This is a genomic window from Mesorhizobium sp. UC74_2 (genome assembly GCF_042701485.1).
Taxonomy (GTDB): domain Bacteria; phylum Pseudomonadota; class Alphaproteobacteria; order Rhizobiales; family Rhizobiaceae; genus Mesorhizobium.
The window spans coordinates 5101375-5114088 of sequence record NZ_CP170562.1; the positions used below are offsets into that span (position 1 = coordinate 5101375).

Below are 12714 nucleotides of genomic sequence, written 5' to 3' on the forward strand. Positions count from 1 at the left end.
CCAGCCGATGCAGCGCTGTTTGCTGGTGCTGGATTGCATAAACATTGCGAAAGATGGCGATCTGACACAAAAAGCGTGCCCCAGGCGCTCACATTATTTTGCCATGTTTACGCAATGTTGAGGTCGTAGCCCGCCGTAACGAGTTCTACTGCACGAGACGACAATGCGTATCCTTCTGGTCGAGGACGAACAGGAAATGGCTTCGGCACTGCGCGTGGCGCTCAAGCGTCATGACATGGTGGCCGATCACGCCGCCTCGCTTCTCGAGGCGGAAGATTTTGTGGCGACCGACAGCTATGACGCCATCCTGCTCGACCGCCAGTTGCCGGACGGCGATGGGCTTTCGCTGGTGAGCAAGCTGCGCGCCGGTGGCAGTGCCACGCCTGTGCTCGTCCTGACGGCACGCGGCGACACCGCCGACAAGGTCGATGGATTGAATGTCGGCGCAGACGACTATCTGGCCAAGCCTTTTGCCTTCGAGGAACTGATGGCGAGGCTGCGCGCACTGCTGCGCAGGCCGGCGACGGTGCATTCGCAGGTGATCCGCGCCGGCGACCTCGCCTTCGACGTCGGCCATCGCGAGGCCAGCATACGCGGCGAGCCGATGGCGCTGCCGAGGCGGGAATTGCTGGTGCTGGAAGCCCTGATGCGACGCATGGGCCGCATGGTGCAGCGCGAGTCGCTGATGGAGGCGGTGTTCGGCCTCGACGATGAAATCCAGTCCAACGCCCTCGACACCCATGTTTCGCGCCTGCGCCGCAAACTGGCCGAGGCCGGTGTCGGCGTGACGATCAATGGCGTGCGTGGTGTTGGCTATCTGCTGCGCGAGACATCATGATCCTCGGTAAACCACGTCGACCCCGTTCACTGAAATGGAGCCTGGTGCTGCGCATCGTCTTGCTGCAAGGCATCCTGATCACATTACTTGTTCCGCTGCTTATCGTGGCGTTGATGATGTTCGGCGCTGCCAGCCTGAACGACTATGAAGGCGGTACGGCCGATGTCATCAAGGACGCGCTTGCCCGCGACACAGACGGCAAGCTGATACTCAACCCGACACGCGAACTTGCCGAACTGCGAAGAACCGAGAAGAACCTCTGGTACGTCGTGCGCGACAAACAGGGCAACATGCTGAAGGAAGGCACGATCCCACCAGCGTTGGCGCCGTTCGCGGATCAGCTCGACAACATCAGCGAGGCGCGCTTTTCCTGGACGATGGGCAAGAACTCCGACAGGCCTGCCGGTATCGTGTCGTGGGAGAGCGAGACGGGAGCCGGCGAAGTGCAGATCCTGGCTGGCACCGAAGGCAAACTCTCCTGGGGCCGCCTGGGGCTTGCCGCCTGGCAGTTCTTTTTGGTCGTTATCCTGCCCGTCGTAGGTGTCATGGCGCTGGCGACGCTGTTCGTGACACCCTGGGTCGTGCGTGGCGCACTGCGAGGACTGGGGGCAGCGGCCACCGAGGCCGGGCAGATCGACATCGACAAGCGCGGCATGCAGTTGCCTCTCAAAGATGTGCCAATGGAGGTGACACCACTGGTCAATGCCGTGAACGAGGCGCTGGTGCGGCTGGACAATGGCTATGAGCGCCACCGCCGCTTCCTCACCGACGCCGCGCATGAGCTACGCACGCCGGTGGCCATCCTCAACACCCGCGTCGCCTCCTTGCCGCCAACGCCAGAACGAGCCCGTGTCTTGCGCGACGCAGCGCGGCTGTCCACGCTGACCGATCAGTTGCTCGACCTGCAGCGGCTCGGACGCCAGGTCGACAGCATGGCGAAAGTCGATCTGGTCGATATCGCCCGCAGCGTCGTGCTCGACATGGCGCCGATCGCCTTCTCCTCAGGCTATGAAATGGCCTTCGAGCCCGATGTTGAGAAACTGGCGGCCACCGGCGATCGCGCTTCGATCGAGCGGGCGGTCACCAGCCTTGTCCAGAACGCCATCGAACATGGCGGCAACCGCGGCAAGATCACCATCAGCGTCGTCAAGCCAGCGACCATCGAAATCCTCGATGAGGGTGAAGGCGTGCCCGAAGACGAGCGCAAGAAGATCTTCCAGCCCTTCTACCGTCTGCGTCCCCACGATCACGGCGCCGGGTTGGGCCTCAATCTGGTGCAGGAGATCATGCAGCTGCATGGCGGGCGCATCGAAGTGCTGGACGGCAGTCCGGGTGCGCTGTTCAGGATCAGTTTTCCGACGCGTCCGAAAAAGGAGGAAACGCCCCGCAAGGGGTGCTGATCCGAGCAATTCCAGGAAAAGTGCGTAGCGGTTTTCCGTCCGGAATTGCGTCGAACATAAAAGTTAGAGTGTTTTCGCGTTTTTCGAAAAAACCGGAAACGCTCTACGCGACGGCCGGAACCGGAGCCAGATTGCCCCTGGCCACCGACAGCAGCGAGGACACCAGCGACTGGCGTTCCTGCTCCGACAGGACCTGGAAGTCGAACAGGCTGGCGCTGCGCATGCCTTCGACCGCGAAATAGGTGAGCAAAAGCGCCTTGAAATCGGGGGTTTCCGCCTTCAGCCGGTCGAACAGCTCGCGCTGGAAAATGCGGATGGGAGCCAGGAAATCGGGATTTTCGGCGATGGCCGAGAATATCCACGCGGAAGGGGGCTGATCCTCCTCGAACTTCTTGGCCGACAGCTTGACATAGGCAGCCAGAAGATTGCCCTGGGCGCGATCCTGCCTGGCTGTCTCCAGCGCTTCCTGGAACTCCTGCAGATGATGCTCGACCAGTGCCTGCATCAGCTTGGCCTTGCTTGGAAAATTGTAGAGCAGACCACCCTTGGAGACACCGGCACGTTGAGCGACCGCATCCAGCGACAGATTGCCCGGACCCGACTCGCGGGCGACGTCGGCGGCCGCAGCCAGGATCTTTTCGCGTGAATTCGCTCGTGGTTTCTTCATCTGTCGCCCATAAGACACAGTTGTGTCCCTATTCTGAAATCCGCCGCAGCGAAGTTCGAAAACATGACACTAGGCGCAATTGACAAGACCGTCCAGACGGTACAGTAAAGCGTCGAAAAAAGTGAAGGCCGGGGTTTCGCAAAATGCGCACCCGGCTATTTTGATTCGACTGTCATTGCCACGCGCGTTCGAGGGATCCCATGATCAAGCGCTTCATCATCCGTTTCATCCTGCTTGTCCTCGTGGCCGTGGTGGCCGGCGGCATCATCTGGTTCAACTTCTTCCGCGACAAGATGATTGCCGGGTTCTTCGCCAACATGCCGGCCAATGTGCTGACGGTTTCGGCCAAGAAGATCGAGCCGACCACCTGGACCCCTGGCATCGAGGCCATCGGCACCGTCGGCGCCTCGATGGGTGTCGACCTGACGATGGAAACGTCTGGCGTGGTCAAGGAGATCCTGTTCAAGGCCAATGACAAGGTCGAGAGCGGCCAGCTCCTGGTGCGTCTCGACGATGCCGTCGAACAGGCTGACCTGATCGCCGCCAAGACCAAGGCAACGCTCGACCAGCAGGCACTGGCGCGCGCGCAGGCGCTGCGCAAGACCGGCGTCGGCACCGAGGCCGCACTGGACACTGCCAATGCCAATGCCGAAACCTCGATCGCCCAGGTCGCCAAGGCACAGGCCCAGGCGGATCTCAAGCTGCTCAAGGCACCCTTCGGCGGCATCGCCGGCATTCCGAAGATCGAGCTCGGCCAGTATGTCGCGCCCGGCAACGCCATCGTCACGCTGCAGGACATGGACACGATGCGCGTCGACTTCACGGTTCCCGAGCAGCAGCTCGAGAAGCTGAAGGTCGGCCAGCCGGTGACCTTCGGCCCGACCTCGGAAGACATGTCGTTCAAGGGTGTCGTCACCGGCATCGATCCCAAGATCGACCCGAGCAGCCGCCTGGTTTCGGTGCGTGCCCGCATCGACAATCCGGAAGGGCGCCTGAGCCCCGGCCAGTTCGTGCAGGTTCGCGTCGAGCTGCCGAAGGAAGACAACGTCATCACTGTCCCACAGACGGCGCTGACCACGAGCCTTTATGGCGACTACGTCTACACCGTCGTTCCGGCCAAGCCGAAGGAAGCGAAGCCCGCCGACAAGGCCGCGGAGGCGAAGCCTGCCGAAGGCGCCAAGCCGGCTGAAGCCGCTGCCCCTGCCGCGCAGAAGCCGGCTGGCAGCGAAGGCCCGCAGCTTGCCGTCGACCAGGTCTTCGTCAAGATCGGCCGGCGCTTCGGCGGTGTCGCCGAGATCATCGAAGGCGTCAAGGCAGGCGACGAGGTCGTCACCGCCGGCCAGAATCGGTTGAGCAACGGTGCCCTGGTCAAGATCGACAACACGGTCGACCCCAGCAAGCCGGCAGAGCAGAAGGCTTCCGCCCAATGAGTTTCTCTGACCTTTTCATCAGACGGCCCGTCCTCTCGACGGTGCTCGGCGCCATGATCCTGCTCCTGGGTATCCAGGGCATCTTCAACCTGGCGATCCGCCAGTATCCGAAGGTCGAGGAAACCGCGATCACGGTGACCACGGCCTATCCAGGCGCCAGCGCCGACCTGATCCAGGGCTTCATTTCAGCCCCGATCGCGCGCGCCGTCGCCTCGACGGAAAACATCGACTACGTCAAGTCATCCAGCGCGCCGTCGGCGAGCACCGTGACGGTGCAGATGAAGCTCGGCTCCAATCCGGATGTCGCGCTCGCCGAAGTCCTGTCCAAGGTGCAGGGCGTGCGCGGCGACCTGCCTTCGGAAGCCAAGGACCCGGTGATCGTCAAGGGCACCGGCGACTCGTTCGCGATGATGTACATCTCGATGCAGAATCCGAACATGACGAAGGAGCAGCTGACCGAATATATCGACCGCGTCGTGCGTCCGCGCATCACCACGGTCGAAGGCGTCGCCGACGTCAAGATCTTCGGTGCCCAGCAATATTCGATGCGCGTGTGGATCGATCCGATCAGGCTCGCTTCGCGCGGTGTCACCGCCGCGGAAGTGGTGCAGGCGATCAACAACTCGAACTTCCTGTCCGCTCCGGGCAAGACCGAGAACGAATATGTGATCTCGTCGATCACGGTGCGTTCGACCCTGCAGACGCCCGAGGCCTTCGCGGCCCTGCCAATCCGTTCGGTCGACGGCAATGTGGTGCGCCTGCGTGACGTGGCACGCGTGGAGCTGGGTGCCGAAAACACCGACACCCGCGTGACCTTCAACGGCAAGCCCGGTACCTTCCTGGCCATCTTCCCGACGCCGGCCGCCAACCCGCTGACGACCGCATCGGCCGTCCAGAAGCTGGTGCCGGTGATCCAGGAGACCCTGCCCAAGGGCATGACGATCCAGGTCGTCTATGACTCGACGGAGCAGATCAGCGCCTCGATCGAGGAAGTGTTCAAGACCATCGCCGAGGCCGTGGCCATCGTCGTCGTTGTCATCCTGCTGTTCCTGGGCTCGTTCCGGTCGGTGCTGATGCCGATCATCACGATCCCGCTGTCGCTGATCGGCGTCTGCTTCATCCTCTATTTCATGGGCTACTCGATCAACCTGCTGTCGCTGCTCGCCATGGTCCTGGCGATCGGCCTGGTGGTCGACGACGCGATCGTGGTGGTGGAGAACATCCACCGCCACATCGAAGAAGGCATGACGCCGATGCAAGGCGCTTTTGCCGGCATGCGTGAAATCTTCTCCGCCGTCGTGGCGATGACGATCACGCTGGCGGCGGTGTTTGCCCCGCTTGCCTTCACCGGCGGCCTCACCGGCTCGCTGTTCCGCGAATTCGCGGTGACGCTGGCGGGCGCGGTGGTCCTTTCCGGTGTCATCGCCGTGACCATCACGCCGATGATGTCGGCTCGTCTTCTCAAGGCCGGCTCGCACAGCCGGTTCCAGAAGATCGTGGACGGCACCTTCACGCGCATCGAAAACGTCTATGAGCGACTGGTCCAGGCATCGCTCGGTGCGCGCTGGGTGACCTTGCTGATCGTCATCGCGCTGGTCGGGGTGACGGGCTTCATGTTCACCAAGACCTCGAGCGAACTGGCGCCGGAAGAAGACCAGGGCTTCCTGCTCTCGATCGTCACCGGCCCGCAATATGCGACGTCGGACTACACCGAAGCCTACGTCAACCAGATGCTCGGCCTGGTGCAGGATATCCCGGAAACCCGGGCGCTGTTCTCGGCTGTCGCCTTCGGCGGCGCCACCAATGGCGCTTTCGTCGGCTTCGCCTTCAAGGACTGGGCCGACCGTATTCGTTCGTCGAAGGAAATTCAGGCTGACATCACCGAACGCCTGAAGAAGGTCGCCGGCGTCGAGGCTTTCGTCTTCGCACCGCCGACGCTGCCGGGTTCCGGCGGCGGCCTGCCGGTCGGCCTCGTCGTTCGCTCGACGGGCGAAGCTTCGAAGGTGTTCGAGGTGGCCGAAGAGATCAAGCAGAAGGCGCAGGCCTCCGGCCGTTTCATCGTCGTGCAGAACTCGATGTCGTACAACGCGCCGCAGACCACGATCACCATCGATCGTGATCGCGCCGCGGCACTCAACATTCCGATCAGCGACATCGGCCGCACGCTGACGCTGCTGGTCGGCGGCAATGAAGTGGCGAAGTTCGACCGCGACTCCAACGCCTACAAGATCATGCCGCAGGTGCCGATGGTCTATCGCGACAATCCCGACAAGCTCGGCGAGTATTTCGTGCGCAGCGTGACGGGCCAGATGGTGCCGCTGACCTCCGTGGTGAAGATCACCACCGATGCATCGCCGGCGGCAATCGAACAGTTCAACCAGCTGAACTCGTCGACGATCACCGCACTGCCGATGCCCGGCGTCACGACGGGCGATGGCTTGAAGACGATCGAGGACATCGCCCGGGCGAGCATGCCGGACGGTTTCTTCATCGACTACACCGGCCAGTCGCGGCAGGAGAAGGAACAAGGCAACACGATCATCATCGCCTTCATCGCGGCGATCATCGTGATCTACCTGGTTCTGGCGGCGCAGTTCGAAAGCTTCCGCGACCCGCTCATCATCATGATGTCGGTGCCGCTGTCGATCTTCGGCGCTATCTTGCCGCTCAACCTGATCAACGGTGGCATCGCCGGCGCAACGCTGAACATCTACACCCAGGTGGGACTGATCACACTGATCGGCCTGATCACCAAGCACGGCATTCTGCTGGTGGAGTTCGCCAACCAGCAGCGTGAGGAACACGGCCTGTCGATCCGCGAGGCCATCGTCGCCTCGGCCAAGGTTCGCCTGCGCCCGATCCTGATGACCACCGCCGCCATGGCGCTGGGCGTCGTGCCGCTGATCGTCGCCCAGGGTGCGGGTGCCGCCGCGCGCTTCTCCATGGGTCTGGTGATCTTCACCGGCATCCTGGTGGGCACCTGCTTCACGCTGTTCGTGGTGCCGATGTTCTACACATTCCTGGCGCATCGCGGCCACGCACCGGCAGAGAGGCCGGCGGCGGGGGCGCTTGAACCCGCGGAATAAGCGGCAGCCGACAGGCAAAAAAACAGGGCGCTGGAGCAATCCGGCGCCCTGTTTGCTTGAGACGCTGGAAATCAGCCGTTGGCGGCCGCTTCCAGCGCCGCGATGTCGATCTTCACCATCTTCATCATCGCCTGCATGACGCGGTCGGCCTTCGCTCCGTCCTTGTCCTTGAGCAGCCTGGGCAGAATGTCGGGCACCACCTGCCAGGAAATGCCGAACCTGTCCTTCAGCCAGCCGCACTGCACCTCCTTGCCGCCATCGGCGGTCAGCCCGTTCCAGAAATGGTCGACCTCTTCCTGGTTCTTGCAGTCGATGCTCAGCGAGATGGCATCGTTGAAGCTTGCATGCGGACCGCCGTTCAGCGCCTGGAAGCGCATGCCGTCCAGTTCGAAGTCGGCGACAAGCAGACTGCCTTCCGGACCATGGCCGCCCTTGCCCCAGCGCGTTTCGCTGACGATCCTCGAATTCTTGAAAATGGACGAATAGAACTTGATCGCATCCTCGGCGTCGTTGTTCTCGAACCAGAGGCAAGCGGTGATCTTCTGCATCTTCTTCTCCTGGGAGGTCCCGTTTCGAATGTTTTGCGGCGGCTCTGGAACGCGACCTGAAGGTCGCAAGACAGGCTGCCGTCACATCAAGGACGGGCCCGATTGCCGTGATCCGACAGGCGCCCTGAATTTTTCTCGGGAGACGACCGCGCGGCACGTCGCGCGTCCGTGAAGCCGGTTTTGTCGCAAAACCGTGGCCAGACTGGCTCATGGCGTATATAACGCCAGCTTCCTATCTACATTCATCGCACAGGAACGTGCCTTACAGGCATCAAGGACAGTACCCATGCCAGCCTACCGCTCCCGAACCACCACTCATGGCCGCAACATGGCCGGCGCCCGCGGCCTGTGGCGCGCCACCGGCATGAAGGACTCGGATTTCGGCAAGCCGATTATCGCGGTGGTGAACTCCTTCACCCAGTTCGTGCCGGGGCACGTGCATCTCAAGGACCTCGGCCAGCTGGTGGCGCGCGAGATCGAGACGGCCGGCGGCGTCGCCAAGGAGTTCAACACGATCGCCGTCGACGACGGCATCGCCATGGGCCATGACGGCATGCTCTATTCGCTGCCGAGCCGCGAACTCATCGCCGACAGCGTCGAGTACATGGTCAATGCGCACTGCGCCGACGCCATGGTCTGCATTTCCAACTGCGACAAGATCACGCCCGGCATGCTGATGGCGGCGATGCGGCTCAACATCCCGGCCGTCTTCGTCTCCGGCGGCCCGATGGAAGCCGGCAAGGTCGTCTGGAAAGACAAGGTGACCGCCGTCGACCTGGTCGACGCCATGGTGGCCGCTGCCGACGACAGGGTTTCCGACGAGGAAGTCAACGTTATCGAGCGCTCGGCTTGCCCGACCTGCGGCTCGTGCTCGGGCATGTTCACCGCCAATTCGATGAACTGCCTGACCGAGGCGCTTGGCCTTTCCCTGCCGGGTAACGGCTCGACGCTCGCAACGCACGCCGATCGCAAGCGGCTCTTCGTGGAGGCAGGCCATCTCGTCGTCGACCTGGCCCAGCGCTACTACGAGCAGGAAGACGAAAGCGTTTTGCCGCGCAACATCGCCTCAAAGCGGGCTTTCGAGAATGCGATGACACTGGACGTCGCCATGGGCGGCTCGACCAACACCGTGCTGCACATCCTTGCTGCCGCCCTGGAAGGCGGCATCGATTTCACCATGGACGACATCGACCGGCTTTCGCGCAAGGTGCCGGTGCTGAGCAAGGTCGCACCCGCCAAGTCCGACGTGCACATGGAAGACGTGCACCGCGCCGGCGGCATCATGGCCATCCTTGGCCAGCTCGACAAAGCCGGGCTGATCAATCGCGACCTGCCCACTGTGCACTCGGCGACAATGGGCGACGCGCTGGAGCGCTGGGACATCTCCCGCACCACCGCCGAGAACGTGCGCAAATTCTACATGGCAGCGCCCGGCGGCGTGCCGACCCAGGTCGCCTTCAGCCAGGACCGCCGCTGGGACGAGCTCGACCTCGATCGCGAAAAGGGTGTCATCCGCTCCGCTGAACACGCCTTCTCGAAGGATGGCGGTCTTGCCGTACTGAAGGGCAACATCGCACTCGACGGCTGCGTGGTGAAGACCGCCGGTGTCGACGAGTCGATCCTGAAGTTCACCGGCCCGGCCAAGGTCTATGAGAGCCAGGACGCCGCGGTGAAAGCCATCCTCGGCAACGAGGTCGTGGCCGGCGACGTGGTGGTGATCCGCTATGAAGGTCCGAAGGGCGGCCCCGGCATGCAGGAGATGCTCTATCCGACCAGCTACCTGAAGTCGAAGGGACTCGGCAAGGCCTGTGCCTTGCTGACCGACGGCCGCTTCTCCGGTGGCACGTCCGGCCTGTCGATCGGCCATGCCTCGCCGGAAGCGGCGACCGGCGGCGCCATCGGCCTGGTGCGCGAGGGCGACCAGATCGCCATCGACATTCCCGGCCGCACCATCAATCTCCTGGTCAGCGACGAGGAGCTGGCGGCACGCCGCAAGGAGCAGGACGCCAAGGGCTGGCAGCCGGCCGAGAAGCGCAAGCGCAATGTGACGCCGGCCCTGCGCGCCTATGCCGCCTTCGCGCTCAGCGCCGACAAGGGTGCAGTCCGCCACGTGCCGGAATAAGCGTCACCAAAAGCGTCAGCGTTTCCGTGGAAAACGGAAACGCTCTATCGGTTGGTGAAGGAATACTCGCAGGATTGTACGTCAGCAGAAGACGAGGCCCTTTGGGTCGAAAGGGCTGGCACGAAGCTGCCGAGATGTTGAAGATCGGCTAATTCGTGCCGAGGATCGGCGAGCAAGTCGTCACTTGAACGGCGTCGAGAACGAGAGATTCCACAACGAACCATCGTCGTGGTAGGTGGCGCGCACCTGCAGCCCGTCTTTGGCCCACTGGTCCCATTCGACGATATCTTCGTCTACTTCCGTCTTCTGTGGCGTACCGAACTCGCGCAGTGCATCTTCCCTTCTGGTGATGGGCCCGTCGCTGAACGGAATCGGCCCCAGATACGGCTTGAAGCCTTTGCTGACCGGGCCATATGCAAACACCCCGACCAGGATCGCCTTGCCCGCATCCTTGGGAGAGGTAATTTTCTGCTCGTAGCTTTCCCGTTCCCAGAATGCCAGTTCCAGTCCCAGAGACTTGAGTTCGATGGCATCCGAGCCTTCGACCCGGAGTGTCCTGGTGGACAAGGAATGAACGTCTGCTCCCGCGGACTTCAAAAGTTGAGCGAGATTGGTATTCAGTTCGGAATGCCCGAAGAAGGGTAATAGCTCTTTCAGTGTCATGGCTACCTCGGCGGATCCTCAAGCGACGCGTTTCTCTAAAGACTGTCAAGCGTTCAAGGCCGAGCTTTGCCACTTCCACCGGCGACTACCTCTGTCGTGAAATTGACCAACCCCTCGAACCACACCAACAGATTCAATCCAGAAGGCTTCGACTTTCCCTAGCCTACAATCCTGCTGAGTTTCCCTTGCTACCCCTCTACGCCTGGATCAGATACAGCTTGCGGGTTGTCTCGATGATCCGCCACTCGCCCTTCCAGCCTTTCGGCAGCACCAGCAGGTCGCCCGGACCAAGGATACGCGACTGCCCCTGATGGTCCCGCATCTCGGCCTTGCCCGAGACGATGTGGCAGATCTCCGTCGTGTCGGAGCGATCGGCGGTGAAGCGGCCCGGCGTGCATTCCCATACACCGACGTCCAGCTTGCCGTCCGGCGAGCTCCACAGCGACGTCGCGGCTTCCATCTGGTCGCCCTCGATGGAGGTCGGCTTGGGCACCGGCGCGCCCAATTCGACACCGGCGAGGCTCTTGAACGTCTCCAGATCGATCATCGTCATTCTCTGTTTTTCATGGAAAATCAGTGTCCCGTGATCCGGTCGGCGATCGCCGCCAGACGAGAGGAATGCTGCAGGCCCTTCGCCTCGCGCTCGTCGGCGATGCGATAGAGCTGGTACATGGAATGAACGCCGAGCCATCTAAATGGTTCGGGTTCCCACTTGCGCACCTGGCGGTTTACCCAGGGCAGCCGCACCAGATCGGTATCCTGGCCGAGAATGAGGTCGGTCAGCGTGCGGCCGGACAGGTTCGAGCTCGACACGCCCAGTCCGACATAGCCGCCGGCCCAGCCGATCCGTGTCTTCGGATCGAGGCCGACCGTGGTGCACCAGTCGCGCGGCACGCCGAGGACGCCGCACCAGGCATGGTCGATGCGCAGATGCGCGACCTGCGGCAGCAGGCGCTTCAGGATGGCATGCAGCTTGTCGATGGTCGCTTGCTGGGTCTGCCCGTTCACATCCGTCGCTGAACCATAGCGGTACGGCACGCCGCGCCCACCCATGGTGATGCGGCCTTCGCGGGTGCGCTGCGCATAACAATAGGCGTGGGCGGTATCGCCGAGCAGCTCGTAGCCGGCCCAGCCTATCTTTTCCCACAGATCTGCCGGCACCGGCTCGGTGACGATCTGCGCGCTGTTGAGTGCCAGCCAGGTGCGTTCCTGCCCGGGCAGGCCGGCGCTGAACCCTTCGGTCGCACGGATGATGGTCCCGGCCTTCACCGTCCCGCGATCGGTCGAAACGATGCCCGGTTCGATGTCCGTAACAGTGGTCTTTTCGTAGATCGCCACGCCCAGCCGCTCGACGGCCTGGGCCAGGCCGCGCACCAGTTTTGCCGGCTGCACGCGTGCCTGCCCGTTGATGACATAGCCACCCAGCGCATTGTTGATATCGACGCGGGCTTTCACCTGTGCGGCGTCCAGCCACTCCAGTCGGGAGGGGTCGACACTCCAGCTCCGCGCCTCGTCGAACTCAGACCTAGCCCGGTCGAGCTGCGGGACATTGGTGGCCACGCTGAGGTTGCCGGCGCGGCGGATGTCGGCATCGATCCCTTCCTTGCTCGTCACGCGGATGACCTCGTTGACCGTGCCGGCCATCGCCTCCTGCATGGCGACCACGCCCTCGCGGGTCGACGTCTTCAGATATTTCTCGCGCGACCAGCCGAAACCGCCGGAGAGCCAGCCGCCATTGCGCCCCGAGGCACCAAAGCCGGCAAACTCACGTTCGAGGATGGCGATGGAGATATCGGGCCTGGCCTGCTTGAGGTAATAGGCCGTCCACAACCCGGTATAGCCGGCACCGACGATGGCGACGTCGACGGCAAGGTCACCTGGCATCGGCGGCCGCGGTGCGGGCAGGCCGCCGATGTCGGCATACCAGAACGAGACGTCGCCATTGCGCTCAGCATGCATG

The 12714-nt window shown here is 62.7% G+C and carries 10 protein-coding genes; 5 read left to right on the top strand and 5 right to left on the bottom strand.

Annotated elements, in window-relative coordinates:
- Positions 1-163 precede the first annotated feature (163 nt).
- Both ACFJIU_RS24830 and ACFJIU_RS24835 read left to right on the top strand, forming a co-directional pair.
- Positions 164-838, top strand: coding sequence for a response regulator transcription factor (locus tag ACFJIU_RS24830; RefSeq protein WP_379064453.1), 675 nt, complete (start codon positions 164-166; stop codon positions 836-838).
- Positions 835-2238 carry a sensor histidine kinase gene (locus ACFJIU_RS24835; protein ID WP_379064455.1) on the top strand — a complete coding sequence of 468 codons (1404 nt, stop codon included), beginning with the start codon at positions 835-837 and terminating at the stop codon, positions 2236-2238. The genes ACFJIU_RS24830 and ACFJIU_RS24835 overlap by 4 nt, the downstream gene beginning before the upstream one ends.
- Before the next feature lie 103 nt (positions 2239-2341).
- On the opposite strand, the gene ACFJIU_RS24840 is transcribed toward ACFJIU_RS24835, so the two are convergent.
- Positions 2342-2905 carry a TetR/AcrR family transcriptional regulator gene (locus ACFJIU_RS24840; protein WP_379064457.1) on the bottom strand — a complete coding sequence of 188 codons (564 nt, stop codon included), beginning with the start codon at positions 2903-2905 and terminating at the stop codon, positions 2342-2344.
- 200 nt (positions 2906-3105) lie between these two features.
- On the opposite strand from ACFJIU_RS24840, the gene ACFJIU_RS24845 reads away from it, so the two are divergent.
- Both ACFJIU_RS24845 and ACFJIU_RS24850 read left to right on the top strand, forming a co-directional pair.
- Positions 3106-4335 (top strand): efflux RND transporter periplasmic adaptor subunit, encoded by a 1230-nt coding sequence (locus ACFJIU_RS24845; RefSeq protein ID WP_379064459.1) that lies wholly within the window; start codon positions 3106-3108, stop codon positions 4333-4335.
- The gene (locus tag ACFJIU_RS24850) at positions 4332-7421 is read left to right on the top strand and encodes an efflux RND transporter permease subunit (protein ID WP_379064461.1); all 3090 of its coding nucleotides are present in this window, start codon (positions 4332-4334) and stop codon (positions 7419-7421) included. Before ACFJIU_RS24845 ends, ACFJIU_RS24850 begins: the two co-directional genes overlap by 4 nt.
- Before the next feature lie 71 nt (positions 7422-7492).
- Here the strand turns inward: ACFJIU_RS24850 and ACFJIU_RS24855 are convergent, their stop codons facing one another.
- Positions 7493-7969: a VOC family protein gene (locus ACFJIU_RS24855; protein ID WP_379064463.1), complete on the bottom strand. Its 477-nt coding sequence runs from the start codon at positions 7967-7969 to the stop codon at positions 7493-7495.
- A 286-nt stretch (positions 7970-8255) separates the two neighbouring features.
- Here ACFJIU_RS24855 and ilvD point away from each other — a divergent pair, with 286 nt between their 5' ends.
- Positions 8256-10091, top strand: a complete 1836-nt coding sequence (gene ilvD / locus ACFJIU_RS24860) for a dihydroxy-acid dehydratase (protein ID WP_379064465.1) — start codon at positions 8256-8258, stop codon at positions 10089-10091.
- Between the two features lie 180 nt (positions 10092-10271).
- On the opposite strand, the gene ACFJIU_RS24865 is transcribed toward ilvD, so the two are convergent.
- From ACFJIU_RS24865 to ACFJIU_RS24875, 3 genes are all read right to left on the bottom strand, one after another.
- Positions 10272-10754 (bottom strand): hypothetical protein, encoded by a 483-nt coding sequence (locus ACFJIU_RS24865; RefSeq protein ID WP_379064467.1) that lies wholly within the window; start codon positions 10752-10754, stop codon positions 10272-10274.
- Positions 10755-10950: 196 nt separating this feature from the next.
- On the bottom strand, positions 10951-11301 hold the full coding sequence (locus tag ACFJIU_RS24870) for a cupin domain-containing protein (protein ID WP_379073209.1): 351 nt from the start codon (positions 11299-11301) through the stop codon (positions 10951-10953).
- A 26-nt stretch (positions 11302-11327) separates the two neighbouring features.
- The gene (locus ACFJIU_RS24875; RefSeq protein WP_379064469.1) at positions 11328-12713 is read right to left on the bottom strand and encodes an NAD(P)/FAD-dependent oxidoreductase; all 1386 of its coding nucleotides are present in this window, start codon (positions 12711-12713) and stop codon (positions 11328-11330) included.
- Position 12714: the final 1 nt, after the last annotated feature.